The sequence below is a fragment of the Microbacterium sp. M3 genome (genome assembly GCF_033548675.1).
GTDB lineage: Bacteria > Actinomycetota > Actinomycetes > Actinomycetales > Microbacteriaceae > Microbacterium > Microbacterium arthrosphaerae.
Map to the genome: position 1 here is coordinate 188,103 of NZ_JAWTZT010000001.1, position 20,587 is coordinate 208,689.

Genomic DNA, 20,587 nt, shown 5'->3' on the forward strand with positions numbered 1-20,587 from the left:
GGCCGGTTCAGCCGACCCGCGCCAGGAAGTCGAGCAGCCCGGCGTTGAACGCCTTCGGCTGCTCGATGTTCGCCGCGTGCCCGTCATGCGCGATCACCGCCGATTCGCCGCGCGGTGCCAGGGCAGCGGCCGCGGCGGCGTGCGAGCTCGGCCAGAACTCGCTCTCGGCGCCCGCGACGAAGAGCACCGGCAGCTGGGTCGCGGCGATGACCGGGCGCCAGTCCGCGCGCGCGTGGTCGTGCAGCAGCGCCAGCTCGCCCGGCGACAGCTCCCGCTCCGCGCCCTTCATGGCCCGCAGCAGCCGCAGCAGCCTCGGCCCGCGCCGGAACAGCGGCGTGCCGTGCCCGGTCTCGGGGATCCCGTCGGCGAAGTACGTGTCGGCGTTCGCCTCGGCGTAGCCGTAGAATCCGTGCGGCCAGTCCGCCGTGTTGAGCATCTTCGGGGTCTGGTCCACCGACACCGCCGCCGCGACGCGCTCCGCTGCGGACTGCGAGAGGTACGACCAGACGGTGCTCGCGCCCATCGATCCCCCCACGAGCACCGCGCGGTGCAGGTCGAGCGCGTCCAGCACGTTCGCGACGTCCTTCCCGCGCCGCGCCATGTCGACGCCGGTCGCCGGGCGCTCGGCGAGACCGTGGCCACGCAGGTCGACGCTCAGCACCCGGTAGCCGGCATGCGCGAGCGCGGGCACCTGATACCGCCAGCTGGCCGCCGCGGCCTTGAATCCGGCCAGCAGCACGACGGGCCGACCCGCCGGGTCGCCGTGCGCGCCGTACTCCAGCCGCACACCGTCGTCAGCGTGGATCGAGGGCATCCGATTCTCCGTCCGGGAAGGCCTTGCCGGGGTTGAGGATCCCGGCCGGGTCGAGGGCGTGCTTGACGGCCCGGTGCAGACCGCGCACGACGGGGCTGAGCTCGGCTGCGGCACCGGGGAGCTTGAGCAGCCCGACGCCGTGCTCGCCGGTGACCGTGCCGCCGAGTGATCGGCAGGCGTCGACGATGCGGTCGAACGCGACCTTGGCCCGCGCCTTCGCCTCGTCGTCGCCCTCGGGCGCGATGATCAGCGGGTGGAGGTTGCCGTCGCCGGCGTGGGCGATGTTGGCGATGACGACGCCGGCCTCCGCCGCAACGGCCTCGATGCGCGCGAGCATCTCGGGCACCGCGCGACGGGGCACGCATACGTCCTCTGTGAGCACGGGGCCGAGTCGTTCGAGGGCGGGGTAGGCCAGGCGGCGCGCGGCGAAGAGGCGATCGATCTCGGCGGGGTCCGCAGCCCGTTCGACACGGTCGCCGCCGGCATCGCGGAACAGGCCGGCGAGCGCGGCGGCGAGCTCCTCGCCCCGCTCCCCCGGCTCGTCGACCTTCGCCAGCAGCAGGGCGTTCGCCTCCTCGGGGAGGTCCCAGCCCTGCCACTGCGCCACCGCGTGCAGGCACGTGCGGTCGATCAGCTCGAGGGCCGAGGGCACGATGCCGGCCCGCGTCACCGCCGCCACGGCGGCTCCGGCATCCGTCAGCGTCCGGAAGTAGCCGACGACGGCGCGCTCCTGCCTCCCGCCCAGCGGCAGCAGCCGGACCGTGACGTCGACGATGATCGCGAGGGTGCCCTCCGAGCCGACCAGCAGACCCGTCAGGTCGTAGCCGGTGACGCCCTTCGCCGTCGTGCGCCCCAGCTTCGCGATGCTGCCGTCGGCGAGCACCACCGTCATGCCCAGGACGTAGTCGCGCGTCACGCCGTACTTGACGCAGCAGATCCCGCCGGCGTTGGTCGCCACGTTGCCGCCGATGGTCGAGATCGCCTGGCTCGCGGGGTCGGGCGGGTACCAGAGCCCGTGCCCGGCGACGTGACGGCGCAGGTCGTCGTTGAGCACGCCGGCCTCGACGACCGCGTAGCGCTCCGCGGCATCGACCTCGACGATCCGGGTCATGCGCTCGAGCGAGAGCACGAGGCATCCGCTCGTCGCATTCGCACCGCCCGACAGCCCGGTGCCGGCGCCGCGGGGCACGACGGGGACGCCGCGCTCGGCGGCGATGCGCACGGTCGCCACGACGTCGTCCACACGGGAGGCGAACACGACCGCGGCGGGCAGACCGTAGGGCGCCCATTCCGCGTCGTCGTGGCTGTGGCGGGCGAGCGTCTCGGCGTCGGTGGCGACGGCGAGCGGGGGCAGAACGGCCCGAAGGGCGTCGACGACGGTGTCCATGGCCTACCGATGCTAATGCCCGAGGACGCCCGCGCGTTCGCGGCGCCAGGAGATCCGAGACCCGATCTGGGAAAACGGCGGTCGGGTACAGTGTGACCTGTGGCACGCCGTCAAGCCCCGCCGGGCTCGCAGACCTCGCTGCGCGAGGCCAATCGCGCGCGCGTCGTCGAGTCGCTGAAGCGCCACGGCCGGCTGACCCAGATCGAGCTCGCCGGCAGCACCGGGCTCTCCCCCGCCACCGTCTCGAACATCGTCAAAGAACTGACCGCGTCGGGCCTGCTCCACACCTCGTTCACCACCAGCAGCGGCCGTCGCGCGACCCTCGTCTCGCTCGCCCGGCGGCTCGGCCTCGTCGCCGGCGTGCACTACAGCTCGCGCCACCTGCACATCGCGATCGCAGACACCGCGCGCACCATCGTGACGCAGTCGTCGCTGCCGCTGCCGCTCGACCATCGCCACGACTCCGAGCTCGACCGGCTCGCGCTCCTCCTCGGCGACATGATGGAGTCGCTCGGCGGCACCCTCTCCGATCTGCTCGGAGTGGGACTCGCCCTGCCCGCCCCCATCGACCCGCGCACCGGCATGGTCTCGACGCCCGGACTGCTGCGCGGCTGGGAGGGCGTCGACGTCGCTGAGAGCCTCTCGGCGCGCATCGGGCGTCCCGTCCACGTCGACAGCGAGGCGAACCTCGGCGGCCTCGCCGAGGCGCGCGAGGGCAACGGCCGCTCCGCCGCCTCGTCGGTGTTCATCCGCGTCGGCCACACCATCAGCGCGGGACTCGTCGTCGGCGGCGACCTGTTCCGCGGGGTCAACGGCAAGGCCGGGCAGATCGGGCACGTGACGCTCGACGAGCACGGGCCGATCTGCCGCTGCAGCAACCGCGGGTGCCTCGAGACCTACGCGGGCGGCCCGGCGCTGCTGTCGCTCTTCCCGCCGAGCGAGGGCATGCACCGCCTCGGCGACCTGCTGCACGCCGCCGAGGCCGGCGACGGGGCCGCACGCCGGGTCATCGCCGACGCCGGTCGCCACATCGGCATCGCGGCGGCGAGCCTGTGCAACCTGTTCGATCCCGAGATCATCGTCGTCGGCGGTGAGCTCGGTCAGGCCGGCGAGATCCTCATGGCGCCGATGCGGCACTCGCTCGAGCGCACGGCGCTCCCCTCGGCCGACGGCCTGCCCGAGATCGTCGGGGCGTCGTTCGGCGAGTGGGCCGAGACCCGGGGCGCGATCGCCATCGCCCTCGATCACGTCACGGTCGACGCGCAGCTGCCGTCGGCACCGTCGCTGCCCATCACCGCATAAGCTCGTCCGATGCCCCGTACGCGACTGGATCGGCCGCGACGGCGCCCCGGGCGCCGCGCGAGCGCGGTGGCCGCGTCCCTGCTCGCGGTCTCGCTGCTGGCGGGGTGCGGCGGGACGGCGGCGCCGAGTGCGACGCCCGCCGACGACACCATCGCCCTGCTGCTGCCCGATGCGAAGACCGCGCGCTACGAGACGTTCGACCGGCCCCTGTTCGAGGCCCGCGTCGCCGAGCTCGGCGACTACGAGGTGCTGTACGCCAACGCCGACCAGGACGCCGCGAAACAGCAGCAGCAGGCCGAGTCCGCGCTCACGGCGGGTGCCGGCGTCCTCGTCCTCGACCCCGTCGACGCCAATGCCGCGGTCAGCATCGTGTCTTCGGCGAACGCCAAGGGGGTCCCGGTGATCTCGTACGACCGGCTCGTGGCCGGTGGCGATCTGGCGTACTACATCTCGTTCGACAACGAGAAGGTCGGGGTGCTGCAGGCGACCGCGTTCGTCGAGGGCGTGGGCGACGGCGACGACGGCCGCGGCATCCTGATGGTGAACGGCTCGCCGACCGACAGCAACGCCGCGCTCTTCAAGGAGGGCGCCCACAGCGTCATCGACGACAGCGGCCTGCGCGTGCTCGCGGAGTACGACACCCCGGGCTGGAACCCCGAGAAGGCGCAGGAGTGGGTGTCGGGGCAGATCGCGCAGCACGGCGACGCGATCGCAGGGGTCTACGCCGCCAACGACGCCACGGCCGGTGGCGCCATCGCGGCACTGCGGGTGGCGAACGTCGATCCGCTCCCGATCGTGACGGGACAGGATGCCGAGCTCTCGGCCATCCAACGGCTCCTCACCGGCGACCAGTACATGACGGTCTACAAGGCGATCCGGCCGCAGGCCGAACTCGCCGCGGAGGTCGCCGTCAAGCTCCTGCACGGCGAACAGGTGACCGCGCCGCTCGAGATCGAGGGGACGCCGGCCACCCTCCTCGACCCGGTGGCGGTGACCGTCGACGACATCATGGACACCGTCGTGGCCGACGGCTTCTGGACGGTCGACGACATCTGCACGCCCGCCTACGCCGATGCGTGCGAAGCCGCGGGCATCGGGTAGGGTCCGGAGGATGTCGATGACGCAGCCGCGGACGGGACGCCCGCGCGAACGCGTGCTGACGATGCGGGGCATCGGCAAGCGGTTCGGCGCCGTCCGGGCGCTCACCGACGTGGACTTCTGGGTGAACGAGGGCGAGGTCGTCGCCCTCGTGGGCGACAACGGCGCCGGCAAGTCGACGCTCGTCAAGGTGCTCGCCGGCGTGCACCCGCCGGATGCCGGCACCATCGAGTTCGACGGCGAGCCCGTGGGCATCGGCTCCCCCGCCGACGCCCAGGAGCTCGGGATCGAGACGATCTTCCAGGACCTCGCGCTGTGCGACAACCTCGACGTCGTCGCGAACCTCTGGCTCGGGCGCGAGCTCCGCGACGGCGCCACGCTCGACGAGGTCGACATGGAGCGGCGCACCTGGACGCTGCTGCGCGAGCTGTCGGCGAAGATCCCCTCGGTCCGCGTGCCGGTGGCGGCGCTGTCGGGCGGTCAGCGCCAGACGGTGGCGATCGCGCGATCGCTCATCGGCGAGCCGCGCGTCGTGATCCTCGACGAGCCGACCGCGGCGCTCGGCGTGGCGCAGACGGCCGAGGTGCTGAACCTCATCGAGCGGCTGCGCGAGCGCGGGCACGGTGTGATCCTCATCAGCCACAACATGGCCGACGTGATGGCCGTCGCCGACCGCGTGGTGGTGCTGCGGCTCGGCCGCAACAACGGCGTCTACAACGTCGCTGACGTCACGAGCGAGACGCTCATCGCCGCCATCACGGGCGCCGTGGACCACTCGGCGGTGCGCCGCGCACCCGAGGTCGCCGCGACCGGCGACCGCAGCCCTCACGCCGCTCCCGCCGCCCCGGCTGTCGACAGCCACGCGGGCGAGAGCGACGACGGCGGCGGCGATGACCGCGACGACAGCGGAGGGACGGTGATCCGGATGCCGCGCCCCGGGCCTCGCCGGACGCCCCGGTCCCCCGGCGAGGGGCGCCGATGAGCGCCGGCGGCGAGCGGGTGACGGAGGTCACGGCGCCGGAGCGGCGCGTGCTGAGCGGACCCGCGGTCCGAGAGGCGGTGGGCGGGTTCGTCGCACGCATCCGCGGCGGCGACCTGGGCGCGGTGCCAGTGGTGGTCGGCATCGCGGTGATCTGGACGGTGTTCCAGCTGCTGAACCCCGTGTTCCTCTCGAGCGAGAACCTCGTCAACCTCACGATGCAGTGCGCCGCGATCGGCACGATCGCGCTCGGCGTCGTGCTCGTGCTGCTCGTCGGCGAGATCGATCTGTCGGTGGGGTCGGTGTCGGGACTGGCGGCCGCCGTGCTCGCCGTCACCTTCGTGCAGCTGCAATGGAACCTCATCCTCGCCCTGGTCGCGGCCATCGCGATCGGATGCCTCGTGGGACTGCTCTACGGCTACCTCTTCACCCGCTTCGGCCTGCCGAGCTTCGTGATCACGCTCGCGGGCCTGCTCGGGTTCCTGGGGCTGCAGCTCTGGGTGCTCGGCGAGACGGGGTCGATCGCGCTGCCGTTCGACTCGTGGCTGGTGCAGTTCGCACAGCAGATGTTCCTTCCGGTGTGGGCCTCGTACGCGGTCGCCGTGCTGACGGTGGCCGCCTTCACCGCGTCGCGCCTCCGGCGTGCGCGCCGCCGCGCGGCGGCGAACCTCGCCAGCCAGAGCTACGCCGAGATCGCGGTGCGCAGTGCGGTGCTGCTGCTGTTCCTGCTGGCGGCGACGTGGTACCTCAACCTGTACCGCGGCGTGGGCGTCATGTTCCTGTTCTTCCTCGCCCTCGTCGTGGCGATGGACTTCGCGCTCACCCGCACCCGGTGGGGCCGGGCCGTGTACGCCGTGGGCGGCTCGGTGGAGGCGGCCCGTCGCGCCGGCATCCGCGTGGACCGGATCTATCTCTCGGTGTTCGCACTGTGCTCGTCGCTGGCCGCGCTCGGCGGCATCCTCGCCGCCGCGCGGCTCGCCTCGGCGAACCAGAGCTCGGGCACCGGCGACGTCAACCTGAACGCGATCGCCGCCGCCGTGATCGGCGGCACGAGCCTGTTCGGCGGCCGGGGGTCGGCGTACGCGGCGCTCATCGGCATCGTCGTGATCCAGTCCATCTCGTCGGGTCTGACGCTGCTGAACCTCGACTCGTCGGTGCAGTTCATGGTCACCGGTGTCGTGCTCGTCCTCGCGGTCATCGTGGACTCGCTCTCGCGCCGCACGCGCGCCGCCGCCGGCCGGGCCTGACGCCACGCGCTGTCTTCACTTCACGAACACGTCCACGTCGCCGAGGACGGTTTTCGCGGTCTCAGCCGTACCCGGAGCCCGCGATCCCGGCGGACCGGTGACTTCCGGCCGGTAAACGCTCTCTGCCTGGCGGCGCCTGGCGCCTGTCGGCAGCGACCTCTCCGGCGTTGCCAAAGCGTTATGTTCAAGACTTGACGCCAAGAATCCGTATCGGAATGATCGCTCTCAGCGCGATGGACACCCGGGGACGATCCTGGGACTCGCTCGCTTCAACGACGAAAGGCGAAAGATGAAGAAGTCTTCACTCCTCGCGGTGGCGGCCCTCACGGGCGCTGCTGCGGTGATGCTGGCCGGCTGTGCCGGCAACAGCGGCGACACCGGCGGTGGCGCGACCGAGGGCGGCGGCGACGCTGCTGGCCGCGCCTGCGTGATCCTTCCCGACGCGGCGTCCTCGCCCCGCTGGGAGAACTTCGACCGCAAGTACCTCCAGGAAGGCCTGGAGGCGGCCGGGTTCGAGGCCGACATCCAGAACGCGCAGGGCGACGTCAACAAGTACTCGACCATCGCCGACCAGCAGCTCACGCAGGGCTGTGGCGTCATGCTCCTGGTCGACTACCAGGGCGCGGCCGAGGCCGTCGCGGCGAAGGCCAAGAGCGAGGGCATCCCGGTCATCGCCTACGACCGCCCCTTCGAGGGCGCCGACTACTACGTGTCGTTCGACAACACCGAGGTCGGACGCATGGAGGGCCAGACCGTGCTCGACGGCCTCGAGGCCGCCGGCAAGGACCCGGCGTCGGCCGTCGTCGTCTACATGGGCGGCGACCCGACCGACGGCAACGCCGCGATGTTCCACGACGGCGCGGTCGAGGTCATGGAGGCTGCCGGCATCAAGGCGGCCGCCGAGCCTCCGGGGGTGTGGGACCAGGCCAAGTCGCAGACCAACTTCGAGCAGGCGCTGACCTCGCTCGGCGGGAAGGTCGACGGCGTGTGGGTCGCGAACGACACCAACGCCGCGGGCGTCATCAAGGTCCTGCAGGACAACAACCTGACCGGCGTGGCCGTGTCGGGCCAGGACGCGAACGTCGCGGGCCTGCAGAACATCCTGCTCGGCTGGCAGACCGCCACGGTGTACAAGCCGGTCAAGGACGAGGCCACGGCCGCGGTCGAGACCGCCGTCTCCCTGCTCAAGGGCGAGGACGTCACGGCGGACGCCGAGCTCGAGGACGGCACTCCCTACGTCCAGGTCACGCCGATCCTTGTCGGACCGGACAAGGTCAAGGACGTCGTCGCCGCCGGTGACGCCGCCTACGACGACGTGTGCACGCCCGACGTGATGGCCGCCTGCGAGCAGTACGGAGTCACCGAGTAAGAACGCCAGCCGGCACAGGCCGCGGGGGCGTCGCGCCGCAGGCGCGGCGCCCCTTCGCGCCGGACCGCCGTCATCGCAAGGAAGCGAGCATGTCAGACACACTCACCGCCACCGAGCCGATCATCCAGCTGGTCGGCGTCAAGAAGTCCTTCGGACCGGTCAGCGTCCTCAAGGGCGTCGATCTCAAGGTCCATCCCGGCAAGGTCACCGCCCTGGTGGGCGACAACGGCGCCGGCAAGTCCACCCTCATCAAGGGGCTCGCGGGCGTCCAGCCCTACGACGAGGGCGAAGTCCTCATCGACGGCAGGCACCGCGACCTCCACGCCCCGCGCGACGCCGCCGGCCTCGGGATCGAGGTGGTGTACCAGGACCTCGCGCTCTGCGACAACCTCGACATCGTGCAGAACATGTTCCTCGGCCGCGAAGAGCTGTCGTTCGGCACCTTCGACGAGGGCCGCATGGAGCGCGAGGCGTCCGACACGCTGCGATCGCTGTCGGTGCGCACGGTCAAGTCCGTCCGCCAGAAGGTGTCGTCCCTCTCGGGCGGCCAGCGACAGACGGTCGCGATCGCCCGCGCTGTGCTCAAGAAGGCGCGTGTGGTGATCCTCGACGAGCCCACCGCGGCGCTGGGCGTCGCGCAGACCGAGCAGGTGCTCAACCTCGTCAAGCGACTCTCCGAGCAGGGCGTCGCGGTGATCCTCATCAGCCACAACCTCGCCGACGTGTTCGAGGTGGCCGACGACATCGCCGTGCTCTACCTCGGCCAGATGGTCGCGCAGATCCCGACCAGCGAGACCACCCGCGACGATGTCGTGGGCTACATCACCGGCACGAAGGCGCCGGCCGGCGTCTCGATCGTCGACACATCCACCATCCGCACCGAAGGAGGCGACGAATGAGCAGCAACGCGACCACCCGCACCGAGGCCGCGCCCGACCCGCTGGCGAGCGACCTCATCGGCAGCGGCGTCGAGGGCGGGCTCGGCGACCAGCTCCGCGCCTGGTGGCAGCGCGTCCGCGGCGGCGACATGGGCGCCCTGCCGGCGATCGGCGGCCTCATCGTGCTCGGGGCGCTGTTCTCGATCCTGAGCCCGTACTTCCTCACCGAGCGCAACTTCGCCAACCTGCTCAACCAGGCGGCGACCCTGGTCGTGCTCGGCATGGCGCTGGTCTTCGTGCTGCTCCTCGGTGAGATCGACCTGTCGGCCGGTGTCACCGGCGGCGTCGGCATGGCGCTCTTCGTGGTGCTGAACGCCCAGTTCGGCGTGCCCTGGCCGCTCGCGCTCCTGATCGGCTTCGGGTTCGGCTTCCTCACCGGTGCGCTGATCGGCTTCTTCGTGGCCAGGGTCGGCATCCCGTCCTTCGTGGTGACGTTGGGTCTCTTCCTCGGCTTCCAGGGGCTCGCGCTCGTCATCATCGGCCCGGGTGGCCTGTTCCGCCTCGAGGTGCCCGAGCTCATCGCGCTGCAGAACGGCAACCTCCCGGTGTGGGGCGGCTGGGCGATGCTGGTGATCATGCTGGCGATCTCGGCGGGCACGTCGTTCTGGGATCGCGCACGGCGCAGCCGCGCGGGGGTACCCAACCGCGCGCTCTCCATGGTCTGGATCAAGCTCGCCGCGATCGCCGTCATCGGCGGCGTGGTCGTGTACGTGCTGAACCAGAACCGCGGGCAGTCCGTCGTCGAGGTGGCCGGCGTGCCGATCGTCGTCCCGGTCGTGCTTGCGATCCTCTGGATCGGCACCTTCGTCCTCGACCGCACCCGCTTCGGCCGCTACATCTACGCGATCGGCGGCAACGCCGAGGCGGCGCGCCGCTCAGGCGTCAAGGTGCGCTGGATCAAGTGGTGGGCGTTCGTGATCTGCTCGAGCCTCGCGGTCTTCTCGGCGCTGCTCAGCGTCGCCCGCGTCGGATCGGTCGACGCGACCGTGGGGCGCGACATCGTCCTCTCGGGCGTGGCGGCGGCGGTCGTCGGCGGCGTCAGCCTGTTCGGCGGCAAGGGGCGCCTGATGCACGCGGCGATCGGCGCGCTGGTCATCGCGACCATCACGAATGGGCTGGGCCTGCTCAACCTGCCGGCCGGCATCAACCTGCTCGTCACGGGCGGCGTGCTCATCCTCGCCGCCACGGTCGACGCGCTCTCGCGCGTGCGATCGGGCGGAGTGCGCATGTAGCGTCACCGCACCACGCAAGAGCGCCGGACGGATGCCTCCGCCCGGCGCTCTTGCGCGTTCACGACCGAGCCGAAGCCTCCGCCGCGATGACCTCGTCGACCCAGGCCGGCACGAGCTCGCTCGCGCGGCCGGCGCGCGCATCGTCGAACGGCACGTCGGCGTCGCTCGGCTCGAGGTTCAGCTCGACCGTGCGCGCGCCGAACGCCGACGCGAGTGCGACGTACCCGGCCGCCGGATACACGACGCCGGACGTGCCGATCGAGGCGAAGACGTCGCAGGCGACGATCGCCTGCTCGATCCGGTCGAGCTCGTACGGCATCTCGCCGAACCAGACCACGTCGGGGCGCAGCATCCGCTGTCCGCATGTCGGGCAGGACGGGCGCCCGGCGAGATCCTCGTCCCATTCGGGGCGCGCTCCGCAGGCGACGCACAGCGCGCGGCGGAGCTCGCCGTGCATGTGGACGAGGTTACGGCTGCCGGCCCGCTCGTGCAGGTCGTCGACGTTCTGCGTGACCACGAGCAGGCCGTCGCCGAGTGCGCCCTCCAGCCGTGCGAGGGCGCGGTGCGCGGCGTTGGGCGCGACGCGCGTCAGGGCCCGGCGACGGGCGTCGTAGAACCGCAGCACCGTGCCGGGGTCGAGGTCGAACGCCTGGGGGGTCGCGACGTCTTCGATCCGGTGCCCTTCCCACAGGCCGTCCGGTCCGCGGAAGGTCGGCACGCCGCTCTCGGCCGAGATGCCCGCGCCGGTCAGGACGACGATGCGGGTCATCGCACGGTTCCGGGGGCGGCGTGCGAGAGCACGCGCTCCCACACGTCGGCGAGGATGAGCCGCCCCTCGGGATCAGACGTGCGGGGCACCATCTCGACCCGCGCCGAAGACAGTCGCTCCTGGAACCACCGCGCCGCGGCGGCCGCGGCATCCGGATCCGACCCCGCGTTCATGACGAGCGCCTTCGCGTCGATCTCCGCGAGCAGCTCGGCGACCTCGTGGCCGCCGAGCTCGGATTCGGGCCGCGGAACCGCGACGAGCGCCAGGCGGTCGACGCCTGCGCCCAGCCGCGCGGCGATCAGGATCGCCAGTTCACCCGCCGCGCCCACCCCGACGAGCCCGACCGGGGTGTCGTGCCCCTCCCCCGCGATGAACTGCGAGATGGCGTCGGCGGTCGCCTCGGCGGGCGTCGTGCCCCGGTAGGCGGCGGGGTCGTCGATGTCGTCGACGGTCAGCGCCACGGCGAGGATCCGCACATCGCGGCGGGCGGTGACGTCGGGGTGAGGATCCGACAGCGTCGCCGTCCCGGTGCGCAGGACGACGACAGTGCGCTCGGCGCCGGGGGCGCCGAAGCTGCGGTGCTCGAAGGCGGCGTCGGGTGCGGCTGCCCTGGTCATGCGATCATCCTAGGATCCGCGGCAGCCGCACCGGCGGCATCACGCGACGAGCGGGATCGCACCGACGAGGACGCCGACCGCCAGCATCGCCAGCGACACCACTGAGGCCCGCCAGAGCACCTTCTTGTGGTGGTCGCCCAGGTTCACGTTCGCGAGCGAGACCAGCAGCAGGATCGCCGGCACGAGCGGGCTCTGCAGGTGCACCGGCTGCCCGGTGATCGAGGCGCGGGCCATCTCGACGGGCTCGATGCCGAAGTGCGCGGCGCTCTCGGCGAGCACGGGGAGGATGCCGAAGTAGAACGCGTCGTTCGACATGAAGAACGTGAACGGGATCGACAGCACCCCCGTGATGACCGCGAGGAAGGGACCCAGCGACGCCGGGATCACGGTGGTGATCCAGGTCGCCATGGCGTCGACCATCCCGGTGCCGTTGAGCACGCCGACGAGCACGCCGGCGGCCAGGACCATGGACACGACGCCGACGATGCTCGGGGCGTGCGCGACGATCTCGTCGGCCTGGCTCTTGAGCTTGCGGAAGTTCACCAGGAGCGCGATCGCCGCGCCCACCATGAAGACGTAGGCCAGCGGGAAGAGGTCGAGCACGAGCAGCACCATCACCGCGACCGTCAGGGCCAGGTTGAACCAGATGAGCTTCGGTCGCAGCGTCGCGCGGTTCGGGTCGAGGAGCGTGTCGGCCATCGCGGTGTCGTCGCGGTCGACGACCGCGGTCGCGGCCGCCACCGCCCCGTGACCGCCGGCCACGGTCACGATGTTCCCGGTGCGCAGCGTCGCGCGGGCGCCCGGCTTGGCGTCCGGGGTGCGGAAGATCCGCCCCGCTGTGCCGCCGCCCGCGCCGCCGGAGCCGCCGTCCAGGCGCGTGGTGTCGATGAGGCCGATGCGCTTGCGCTCGGCGAGGCCCAGGAACCACGCGAAGGTGAACGCGATGACGAGTCCCGCGGCGAGAGAGGGCAGCATCGGCACGAAGACGTCCGTCGGCTCGATGCCGAGCGCGGTGGCCGCCCGCACGGTGGGCCCTCCCCACGGCACGATGTTGAGCGTCCCGTTGACGAGGCCGGCGACGCAGGTGAGCACGACCGGGCTCATCCCCAGGCGCAGGTAGATCGGCAGCATCGCCGACGTCGTGATGATGAACGTGGTCGAGCCGTCGCCGTCGAGCGACACCGCGCCGGCGAGGATCGCCGTGCCGAGCACGACCTTCGCCGGATCCTCGCCCAGCACGCGCGTGATGACGCGGATGAGCGGGTCGAACAGGCCGACGTCGATCATGATGCCGAAGTACATGATCGCGAACATGAGGAGCGCCGCCGTGGGCGCCATGCTGCCGATCGCGTCGATGATCATGTCGCCGAGGCCGAGGCCCGCGCCGGCGAACAGGCCGAACGCCGTCGGCACGAGGATGAGCGCGACCATGGGGGTGAGCCGCCGCGTCATGATGAGCGCCATGAACACGAGGACCATGGTGAACCCGAGGGCGACGAGCACCCCTTCGGGCGGCACGAAGGCCGTGTCGTAGGTCTCGGCGTCGGCCGCCGTGAAGATCGGGAGTGCCGCGTGCATGTCGACTCCTTCGTCGTGTCGTGCGTGGTGCGTCGCGTGGTCCGCGCATCGGGCGGGAAGCGAGATGCGTTCCCGCGAGAGTAGGAGGCGTCGCCGAGGCCGCGCGCGCTAAGTCTCATTCCCGCGCCTTATGCGCGTAGCGTAGGTTCTGCGCATTGTGCTCGACCCCGGACGCCGAGCGAGGAGGACGCATGCGATTCGCGACCCGCCTGCTGCTGGTCCAGCTGGCGACGGTGACCGCCGTCGTCGCGATCTGCGTCGCCGTCTTCGGCTGGCTGGCGGTGCGGCAGCTGCGCGCCGAGTCCGAGGCATCCGCCCTCAACATCGCGCGCACCGTCGCGGAGGACCCCGACGTCCGCGCCCTCGTCGCGGACTTCTCCGCGGATCCCGGCACGCCCGACGACGAGGACCTGCGCGACGGGGCGCTGCAGCAGGTCGCCATCGCCGTCGCCGAGCGCACCGACGCGCTGTTCGTCGTCATCACCGACGACCACGGCATCCGGCTCGCCCATCCGAATCAGGACCTGCTCGGGCAGGTCGTGTCGACGCCGTTCGCCGAGGTGCTCGAGGGCAACGAGGTCGTCGACTGGGAGACCGGCACGCTCGGCGAGTCCGCGCGCGCGAAGGTGCCCATCCTGCCGCCGGACGGCGAGCGCCCCGTCGGCGAGGTGAGCGTGGGCTTCGAGCGCGCGAGCGTGTTCGACGACCTGCCCGCACTCGTGACCACGATCGCCGTCGCTGCCGCGGGGGCGCTGGTGCTCGCCACCCTGGCCACGCTGCTGCTGCGCCGCCGCTTCGAACGGCAGACGCTGGGCCTGCAGCCCGAGGAGCTCGTCGCGCTCGTGCAGAATCAGGCCGCCGTCCTCGACGGCGTCGGCGACGGGGTCATCGCCATCGACACCGCGGGCGTCGTGCGCGTGTGCAACCGCGCGGCGGAGCGGATGCTGGGACTAAAGGCTCCCGTCGGCCGCACCGTCGAGGCGCTCGGCCTGGCCGGCACCGTGCTCGAGGCGATGCGCGACGGCGTCGGGACCGGCAAGGACGCGGCGGGCGGGGGCGTCGAGGCGGTGGTCGCCGATCGCGTGCTGTACATCGAGGTGCGGCCGGTCCTCCGCGACGAACGCTCCCTCGGCCGTGTCGTCGTGGTGCGCGACCGCACCGACATCGAGGCGCTGGCTGGCCGGCTCGAGACGGTGCGCGCCATGACGGAGGCGTTGCGCGTGCAGCGGCACGAGTTCGCGAACCGTCTGCACGTCGCCACCGGGCTCCTCGACGCCGGCCGCACGGACGACGCGCGCGCGTTCCTCGGCGACCTGACCTCGCGCGGCTCCGTCGACTTCGCCGTCGAGGGGATCGAGCGGCTGCCGGATCCGTTCCTGCAGTCGCTCGTCGGCGCCCTGTCGATGTCGGCACGCGAGCGCGGCGTCGCGCTGCGCGTCTCGGATGACACCCTGCTGCTGGGCGAGGTCGCAGAGCCCGAGGACGTCGCCGCGATCCTCGGCAACCTCGTCGACAACGCGGTCCGCGCCGCCGTTTCGGCGGCGGAGTCCTCTCCCGGCTGGGTCGAGCTCGCGCTCCTCGGCGACCGGGGCGAGCTGGTCGTCACCGTCGCCGACTCCGGCCCGGGCCTTCCCGCCGGCGCCGACCCGTTCTCGGGCGGTGACGGCCCGGCGTCCCCCTCGGCCTCGGCCGACGCGGTCCACGGCCATGGCTACGGGCTGCCGCTGTCGCGCGACCTGGCGCGGCGGCACGGCGGCGACGTGTGGGTCATCGACGCGGGGGGCGAAGCAGCCGGCGCGGTGTTCGGCGCACGCATCCCGCACGCGCTCCGCGAGCCCGACGGCGACGGATCCGACCGAGAGGAACCCCGATGAGCACCCCGATCCGCGTCCTCGTGGTCGACGACGACTTCCGCGTCGCCGGCCTCCACCGCGACGTCGTCGCCGGGCGACCCGGGTTCGTCGCCCTGGACCCGGTGCACACCCTCGGCGCCGCGCGTCAAGCCGTGCGCGCACACACCCCCGACCTGCTGCTCGTCGACGCGTTCCTGCCCGATGGCGACGGCGTCGACTTCGTCGCCTCGGTCGATGTCGACGCGTTCGTGCTGTCGGCGGCGACGGATGCCGCGACCGTGCGTCGTGCGCTGCGCGTCGGTGCGCTTGTCTACCTGACCAAGCCGTTCGAGGCGCGGACGCTCGCCGATCGCCTCGACCGGTACGCGCGCATGCGCAACGTGCTCGGCGGCGACCGGCCGCTCGAGCAGGAGCAGATCGACCGGTCGCTGTCGATCCTGCACGGCGGGGCGGAGCCCGCGACGGCGTCGCGCTCGGCGACCGAGCAGCTGATCCTCGACGGCCTCGGCGACGAGGAGGCGTCGGCGGCCGAAGTCGCCGATCGCGTCGGCATCTCGCGGGCGACCGCACAGCGGCATCTCGCCGCACTGGCGGCGCGCGGCCAGGTGGAGGTGCGGCTGCGCTACGGAAGCACCGGGCGCCCCGAGCACCGCTACGTCGTGGCGCGGCGCTGAGCGCCGAGGCGGCGGCCCGGGCGGCCCGGCGCGTTGGCCCCGGGGCGTTGGCCCGGGGCGACGGCCCGCGACGGGGGTCGCGCGGGTCGCTGCGCGGCGGCCCCCGCGCACGCCCGGATCAGCCGCGCAGCAGAGCGCGCAGGGTCTGGATCGTATCGGCCTCGTCCACGCGCTTGTCGGGGCGGTAGCCCTTCACGCGCGCGAAGCGCAGCGCCACGCCGCCGGGGTACCGGGTCGACCGCTGCACGCCGTCGATCGCGATCTCGACGACGGTCTCTGGTCGCACGTGCACGGCGTACGACGAGCGATGGGTCTCGATGGTCGGGAAGTGCTCGGTCTGCCACTTCAGCGTCGCGTCGGTCAGCCCCTTGAAGGTCTTGCCGACCATTACGAACCCGCCCGGTTCGCCGAACTCACCCTCGGGGTCGCGCGCCCCGAGGTGCAGATTCGACAGCCTGCCGGTGCGCCGACCCGAGCCCCACTCCACCGCGAGCACGACGAGATCGTAGGTGAGCACCGGCTTGACCTTGAGCCAGCTCTTTCCGCGCCGCCCCGCGGCATAGGGCGAGTCGATGCCCTTGACCATCACGCCCTCGTGGCCGGCCGCCAGCGCCTCGCGCGAGAACTCCTCGGCCCGGACGGGGTCGTCGGTGACCACGCCGGGCATGCGCGCGTCACCGGCGACCCGTTCGAGCATCTCGAGGCGGGTCGACAGCGGCTCGTCGATCAGGTCGCGCCCGTCGAGGTGGAGGATGTCGAAGAACCACGGACGCAGGGCGACGGCGGCGGCGGCCTCGGAACCGAACCTCGCCATGGTGTCTTGGAACGGCCGGGGCGCGCCGTCCTCGTCGAGCGACAGCGTCTCCCCGTCGAGGATCACGCGCTCCGCCGGCAGCGCCCGCACGGCGTCGACGATCTCGGGGACGCGGTGGGTGATGTCGGCGAGACTGCGCGTGAAGACCCGCACCGCGTCGCCGTCGCGATGCACCTGGACGCGCGCGCCGTCGAGCTTGTACTCGACCGACGCCGCTCCCCCGAGCAGGGCCACGGCCTCGGTCGCCGAGCCCGCGGTCGACGCGAGCATCGGCAGCACACCGCGCCCGACCTCCAGCCCGACCGACGCGAGGTCCTCCGGCTCGCCGAACAGTGCCAGGCGCGCCGTCTCGCCGAGGTCGCCCGACAGCATGGCCGCGCGCCGGACGGTCGCGGCCTCCCGCCCGGACGCCTTGGCCACGGCATCCAGCAGCACGCCCTCGAGGGCCCCGGTGCGCAGCTCGCCGAGGATGACCCGCGCCACGAAGTCCCACTCGGCGGCGGTCGCGGCCGCGGCGAGCGTGTCGAGCTCCGTCCGCCGCGCGCTCACCGACCCCGCGCCGTCGGTCGCCGCGAGCCGGGTCAGGGCGGCATCGACGTCGAGGACCGTGAGCCCCGGCTCGCGGGCGTGCGCGACGTCGAGGCCGCCCAGGCTGCGCCAGCCGACGCCCAGCCGCCCTTGCCGGGGGCTGGCGGTGAGGAAGCCGATCGCCACCGGGACCTCGTCGGCGTCGAGCCCGCGCAGCACGGTCGCGAGCGCGGCGATCTTCGCCAGACGCGACGACGTGGCGGCGACCGTCTCGGTCGCCTCCACCAGCTCGTTCAGCAGCACTCCCGCATTGTCGCATCAGGTGCCGACACGCGCTCCCCTCGCTATGTGCGCCGCATCGCGCAGCGCGCGCTCCAGGTCGGGCTGCACGAACACGTAGCCGGCGGCGGTGAGCGCGGCGGGCTGCGCCCACCTGCTCTTGAGGACGAGCTCCGGCTCGGTGCGCAGCACCCACATCGCCGGCTCCAGCATGAACCGCCATGCCGGCAGACCGACCGGCGCGCCCGTGACGCGTCGCAGGGTCGCCATGAGCGTGCGGTTGTCGCTCGCGGCGGGTGCCGCCAGGTTCACGGGCCCGGCGATGTCGTCGCGGTCCCGGACGAAGCGGACCGCGCCCACCACGTCGTCGAGGTGGATCCAGCTGAATCGCTGGCGCCCGCGCGAGCGATGCCACGGCGGGCGGCCATCGCCCGTGGGCGCCGGCCCGATGCCGCGGTAGCGGCGGCGCGGAAACCACCAGCCGTCGTACTGGGGTCCCCCGAGCCCGAGCCGCGCCAGCCGCAGGAGCACGCGCGTCGCGGGACCGTCGCCGATGACGATCGCCATCCGCAGCGCCACACGCCGTGTCGCCGGCAGCTCGCCGCGGAAGAACTCGTCCTCCCACGTGCGCGCGACGTCGACCGAGAACCCCTGTCCCAGCTCCCCGTCGGCCTCGGTCTGCGGCCGGTCGAGTGCGTAGCGGTAGATCGTGGCGGTGCTGGCATTGAGCCACACCGGCGGTGGGGCCGCGGCATCCGTCACCGCTTCGCGGAGCCGGCGGGTCGTCTCGACACGCGAGCGCAGGATGTCGTCGCGGTTGCGGTCGGTGTACCGGCGGTTGACCGACGTGCCGGCGAGGTTCACGAGCACCGCCGCGCCGTCGACCAGGCGCCGCACGCCGTCCCGGTCGCTCCATGCCACGTCGGCGCCGCCGCCGGGCCGTCCGATGGTGCGCACCTCGTAGCCGTCGTCGGTGAACGCCGCGACGAGCGCCGTGCCGACGAAGCCGGAGGCACCCGCGATGACGGCGCGCGGCTGGCTCACCGGGCGCGCCGGCGAGCGTCGAACGTGCTCCACAGCGCCCAGGCCACGAGCACCGGCTGGAGCAGGAGCCGGAGGAGCCGGGCACGGTCGGTCTCGAGCATCGGCGCAGATCGCCGCGTGCGCCATTGGTGCACGTTGCCCGGGAAGACGGCGACGAAGAACGCGGCGACCACCCATCCGACGCGGCGCCGCTCGGCCGGCAGCGCGACCAGCGCACCGCCGAGCATGATCTCGACCACCCCCGAGGCGACCACGATGGTGTCTTTGTCGGTGCGCAGCAGGCGCGTCGCCCAGTCGGGCACGACGATCCGGTAGCCGCGGCGCCCCCACGTGAGGTGAGACACCCCGGCGGCGAGCAGCAGCGCCGCGAGCGCCGCACGCGCGATCAGCCGGATCACGCGACGGCCTCCGCGACCGCGTCGATGAACCGGAGGTGCTCGTCGACGCCGCCGTGCGGCGTGATCATCCGCAGCGCCACTTCGTCGGCCGCACCCCGGTAGGCCGCGATGCGCTCGCGCAGCTCGGCGGGGCGGATCACGGTGGTCGCGGGATCCACTCCCAGCCGCGCGAAGTTGCGGGCGTAGGCCGGGTACCCGGCGTAACGCGCCGTCTCCTCCTCGAGCGCGGCGACCGCGGCGGGGTCGGTGGCCGCCCGCACGTAGAGCGCGACGTGCGCGCGGGGCGCTAGCTCGTGCGCCTCCGCCGTCTGCGCGGCGGCCGCCTCGGGCGTCAGCCAGCTGAGGAGGAGTCCATCGGATGCCGCGGCCCCCGCCCGCCGCATCCTCGGGCCGAGCGCTCCGACCACGACGCGCGCCCGGGTGGCGGCGCGCAGGTCGGCGGCGGCATCCGTCACGGCGTCGACGGCGCCGACGCGCAGCTGCCCGGATCCGATCCCCAGGACGAGGCGGTCCTGCGGGAGCGCGGCCGCCGCGGCCGCGATGTCGCTCGCGGTGCGCCGGTCGACGCGCAGCACGCCCGTGGCGAGCACGAGGCGCTCCGTCACGTCGGCGGCGACCGCGAGCAGCGCCGGCGCATCATGCCCCGGCGTGTCGTTGACCCACAGCGCATGGAGCCCCGCGGCCTCGGCGGCGGGAGCGATGCGCGCGGCGAGTTCGGAACCGCCGGCCGCCGCGATGCCGAGAGAGAGGACGGCGGTCATGCGGCGTCGCCCCGCACCAGGCGTGCGACCTCGGCGGCCGAGCGGTAGAACTCGGCGATGTCGCCGCGCGAGGCGGGGAGCAGGACGACGTCGTCGACGCCCGCCGCGAAGAACCGCTGCGCCTCGGCGGCGACGCGGTCCGGCTCGCCCCACAGCGCCCGCGACGCCGGATCGGGCTTGTCGCCGACGTCGGCTGTCGCGCGCGCCTCGGCGTCGGCGCCGAACGCCGTCACGACGTACGCCACGATGTCGTGCGCCTCACCGCGCCCCGCCTGCGCGCGGGCATCGCGGATCGACGCGGTCGCCGTGGCGTACTCCTCGGCGGTGTGTCCGCTGTCGAGCACGGTGCCGTCGGCGACCTCGCCGCTGAGGCGCAGCGTCTTGGGGCCCTCGGCGGCCGCGTAGACGAGCGGCGGTGTCACCGGCGGGTAGTCCAGGCGCACGGCATCGAGGCCGACGTAGCGGCCCGGCACCGTCACCTCGTCGCCGGCGAGCAGTGCGCGCAGCGCGGGCACGTACTCGCGCATGAGGGTCAGCGGCGAGGCGGCCCTCGCGCCGACCTGTCCCATCCAGTCGAGCACGCCGTGGCCCACCCCCGGCAGCAGCCGGCCGGGGAACAGCCGCTCGATCGTCGCGATCTCCATGGCCGTCGCCGCGACGTTGCGCAGTGGCATCGGCGCGATGCCGATCCCGACGCGCAGCGCGTCGGTCCAGGCCAGCGCCGCGGACGCGGCGGCGAAGGCCGACTGCCGGAAGCAGTCCTCCCAGATCCACAGCTCCCCGAGGCCCGCGGACTCGGCCGCCAGCACCGCATCGCGGAACTCGTCGGGGGTGTGCGTGTAGGGGTTGAAGATCGCTCCGATGCGCGCCATGGACCCACTCTGTCAGCGGTCGCCGACAGTCGCA

General features: G+C 72.9%; 18 protein-coding genes and 1 pseudogene. 9 read left to right on the forward strand and 10 right to left on the reverse strand.

Going from position 1 to position 20,587, the window contains the following annotated elements; all coding sequences use genetic code 11:
* Positions 1–7 precede the first annotated feature (7 nt).
* Together R8Z57_RS00830 and R8Z57_RS00835 are read right to left on the reverse strand one after the other, a co-directional pair.
* Positions 8–814, reverse strand: coding sequence for an alpha/beta hydrolase (locus R8Z57_RS00830; RefSeq protein ID WP_318351865.1), 807 nt, complete (start codon positions 812–814; stop codon positions 8–10).
* On the reverse strand, positions 795–2,201 hold the full coding sequence (locus R8Z57_RS00835) for an FAD-binding oxidoreductase (RefSeq protein WP_318351866.1): 1,407 nt from the start codon (positions 2,199–2,201) through the stop codon (positions 795–797). The genes R8Z57_RS00830 and R8Z57_RS00835 overlap by 20 nt, the downstream gene beginning before the upstream one ends.
* Before the next feature lie 99 nt (positions 2,202–2,300).
* Between R8Z57_RS00835 and R8Z57_RS00840 the strand changes: the two genes are divergently transcribed.
* The 7 genes and pseudogenes from R8Z57_RS00840 (at position 2,301) to R8Z57_RS00870 (ending at position 10,366) form a co-directional block, all read left to right on the forward strand.
* Positions 2,301–3,503, forward strand: a complete 1,203-nt coding sequence (locus R8Z57_RS00840) for an ROK family transcriptional regulator (RefSeq protein ID WP_318351867.1) — start codon at positions 2,301–2,303, stop codon at positions 3,501–3,503.
* A 9-nt stretch (positions 3,504–3,512) separates the two neighbouring features.
* Positions 3,513–4,604 carry a sugar ABC transporter substrate-binding protein gene (locus tag R8Z57_RS00845; protein ID WP_318351868.1) on the forward strand — a complete coding sequence of 364 codons (1,092 nt, stop codon included), beginning with the start codon at positions 3,513–3,515 and terminating at the stop codon, positions 4,602–4,604.
* Between the two features lie 10 nt (positions 4,605–4,614).
* Positions 4,615–5,373 (forward strand): annotated as a pseudogene (locus R8Z57_RS00850) (ATP-binding cassette domain-containing protein); the annotation flags it as partial.
* A 206-nt stretch (positions 5,374–5,579) separates the two neighbouring features.
* A complete protein-coding gene (locus R8Z57_RS00855) occupies positions 5,580–6,827 on the forward strand; it encodes an ABC transporter permease subunit (protein WP_318351869.1) in 1,248 nt (415 codons plus the stop codon).
* A 289-nt stretch (positions 6,828–7,116) separates the two neighbouring features.
* Positions 7,117–8,196 (forward strand): sugar ABC transporter substrate-binding protein, encoded by a 1,080-nt coding sequence (locus tag R8Z57_RS00860; protein ID WP_318351870.1) that lies wholly within the window; start codon positions 7,117–7,119, stop codon positions 8,194–8,196.
* A gap of 89 nt (positions 8,197–8,285) precedes the next feature.
* Positions 8,286–9,095, forward strand: a complete 810-nt coding sequence (locus tag R8Z57_RS00865; protein ID WP_318351871.1) for an ATP-binding cassette domain-containing protein — start codon at positions 8,286–8,288, stop codon at positions 9,093–9,095.
* Entirely contained in the window at positions 9,092–10,366 is a 1,275-nt protein-coding gene (locus R8Z57_RS00870) for an ABC transporter permease subunit (protein ID WP_318351872.1), read from the forward strand. The genes R8Z57_RS00865 and R8Z57_RS00870 overlap by 4 nt, the downstream gene beginning before the upstream one ends.
* 58 nt (positions 10,367–10,424) lie before the next feature.
* On the opposite strand, the gene R8Z57_RS00875 is transcribed toward R8Z57_RS00870, so the two are convergent.
* Genes R8Z57_RS00875 through R8Z57_RS00885 form a run of 3 tightly spaced genes read right to left on the reverse strand, consistent with a single transcriptional unit; the run spans position 10,425 to position 13,330 of the window.
* A complete protein-coding gene (locus R8Z57_RS00875; RefSeq protein ID WP_318351873.1) occupies positions 10,425–11,135 on the reverse strand; it encodes an NAD-dependent deacylase in 711 nt (236 codons plus the stop codon).
* Positions 11,132–11,752 (reverse strand): hypothetical protein, encoded by a 621-nt coding sequence (locus R8Z57_RS00880; RefSeq protein WP_318351874.1) that lies wholly within the window; start codon positions 11,750–11,752, stop codon positions 11,132–11,134. Before R8Z57_RS00880 ends, R8Z57_RS00875 begins: the two co-directional genes overlap by 4 nt.
* 39 nt (positions 11,753–11,791) lie before the next feature.
* Entirely contained in the window at positions 11,792–13,330 is a 1,539-nt protein-coding gene (locus R8Z57_RS00885) for a CitMHS family transporter (RefSeq protein ID WP_318351875.1), read from the reverse strand.
* A gap of 191 nt (positions 13,331–13,521) precedes the next feature.
* Here R8Z57_RS00885 and R8Z57_RS00890 point away from each other — a divergent pair, with 191 nt between their 5' ends.
* The gene (locus R8Z57_RS00890; protein WP_318351876.1) at positions 13,522–15,204 is read left to right on the forward strand and encodes a sensor histidine kinase; all 1,683 of its coding nucleotides are present in this window, start codon (positions 13,522–13,524) and stop codon (positions 15,202–15,204) included.
* On the forward strand, positions 15,201–15,857 hold the full coding sequence (locus R8Z57_RS00895) for a response regulator (protein ID WP_318351877.1): 657 nt from the start codon (positions 15,201–15,203) through the stop codon (positions 15,855–15,857). Before R8Z57_RS00890 ends, R8Z57_RS00895 begins: the two co-directional genes overlap by 4 nt.
* A gap of 118 nt (positions 15,858–15,975) precedes the next feature.
* Here R8Z57_RS00895 and R8Z57_RS00900 read toward each other — a convergent pair whose 3' ends face one another.
* From R8Z57_RS00900 to R8Z57_RS00920, 5 genes are read right to left on the reverse strand one after another with little or no spacing between them, the layout of a single operon-like run.
* Positions 15,976–17,502 (reverse strand): ATP-dependent DNA ligase, encoded by a 1,527-nt coding sequence (locus R8Z57_RS00900; RefSeq protein ID WP_318351878.1) that lies wholly within the window; start codon positions 17,500–17,502, stop codon positions 15,976–15,978.
* A gap of 15 nt (positions 17,503–17,517) precedes the next feature.
* On the reverse strand, positions 17,518–18,522 hold the full coding sequence (locus R8Z57_RS00905; RefSeq protein ID WP_318351879.1) for an epimerase: 1,005 nt from the start codon (positions 18,520–18,522) through the stop codon (positions 17,518–17,520).
* Entirely contained in the window at positions 18,519–18,917 is a 399-nt protein-coding gene (locus tag R8Z57_RS00910) for a hypothetical protein (RefSeq protein ID WP_318352700.1), read from the reverse strand. Before R8Z57_RS00910 ends, R8Z57_RS00905 begins: the two co-directional genes overlap by 4 nt.
* A complete protein-coding gene (locus R8Z57_RS00915) occupies positions 18,917–19,681 on the reverse strand; it encodes an LLM class flavin-dependent oxidoreductase (RefSeq protein WP_318351880.1) in 765 nt (254 codons plus the stop codon). Before R8Z57_RS00915 ends, R8Z57_RS00910 begins: the two co-directional genes overlap by 1 nt.
* Positions 19,678–20,553: an LLM class flavin-dependent oxidoreductase gene (locus R8Z57_RS00920; protein ID WP_318351881.1), complete on the reverse strand. Its 876-nt coding sequence runs from the start codon at positions 20,551–20,553 to the stop codon at positions 19,678–19,680. The genes R8Z57_RS00915 and R8Z57_RS00920 overlap by 4 nt, the downstream gene beginning before the upstream one ends.
* Positions 20,554–20,587: the final 34 nt, after the last annotated feature.

What these genes read in the sequence shown, in the direction of transcription:
- R8Z57_RS00920 (WP_318351881.1), bottom strand. Translation starts at nt 20,553, where the DNA reads ATGGCGCGCATCGGAGCGATCTTCAACCCCTACACGCACACCCCCGAC.
- R8Z57_RS00860 (WP_318351870.1), top strand. Translation starts at nt 7,117, where the DNA reads ATGAAGAAGTCTTCACTCCTCGCGGTGGCGGCCCTCACGGGCGCTGCT.
- R8Z57_RS00885 (WP_318351875.1), bottom strand. Translation starts at nt 13,330, where the DNA reads ATGCACGCGGCACTCCCGATCTTCACGGCGGCCGACGCCGAGACCTAC.
- R8Z57_RS00880 (WP_318351874.1), bottom strand. Translation starts at nt 11,752, where the DNA reads ATGACCAGGGCAGCCGCACCCGACGCCGCCTTCGAGCACCGCAGCTTC.
- R8Z57_RS00875 (WP_318351873.1), bottom strand. Translation starts at nt 11,135, where the DNA reads ATGACCCGCATCGTCGTCCTGACCGGCGCGGGCATCTCGGCCGAGAGC.
- R8Z57_RS00835 (WP_318351866.1), bottom strand. Translation starts at nt 2,201, where the DNA reads ATGGACACCGTCGTCGACGCCCTTCGGGCCGTTCTGCCCCCGCTCGCC.
- R8Z57_RS00865 (WP_318351871.1), top strand. Translation starts at nt 8,286, where the DNA reads ATGTCAGACACACTCACCGCCACCGAGCCGATCATCCAGCTGGTCGGC.
- R8Z57_RS00870 (WP_318351872.1), top strand. Translation starts at nt 9,092, where the DNA reads ATGAGCAGCAACGCGACCACCCGCACCGAGGCCGCGCCCGACCCGCTG.
- R8Z57_RS00830 (WP_318351865.1), bottom strand. Translation starts at nt 814, where the DNA reads ATGCCCTCGATCCACGCTGACGACGGTGTGCGGCTGGAGTACGGCGCG.
- R8Z57_RS00895 (WP_318351877.1), top strand. Translation starts at nt 15,201, where the DNA reads ATGAGCACCCCGATCCGCGTCCTCGTGGTCGACGACGACTTCCGCGTC.
- R8Z57_RS00890 (WP_318351876.1), top strand. Translation starts at nt 13,522, where the DNA reads ATGCGATTCGCGACCCGCCTGCTGCTGGTCCAGCTGGCGACGGTGACC.
- R8Z57_RS00845 (WP_318351868.1), top strand. Translation starts at nt 3,513, where the DNA reads ATGCCCCGTACGCGACTGGATCGGCCGCGACGGCGCCCCGGGCGCCGC.
- R8Z57_RS00915 (WP_318351880.1), bottom strand. Translation starts at nt 19,681, where the DNA reads ATGACCGCCGTCCTCTCTCTCGGCATCGCGGCGGCCGGCGGTTCCGAA.
- R8Z57_RS00855 (WP_318351869.1), top strand. Translation starts at nt 5,580, where the DNA reads ATGAGCGCCGGCGGCGAGCGGGTGACGGAGGTCACGGCGCCGGAGCGG.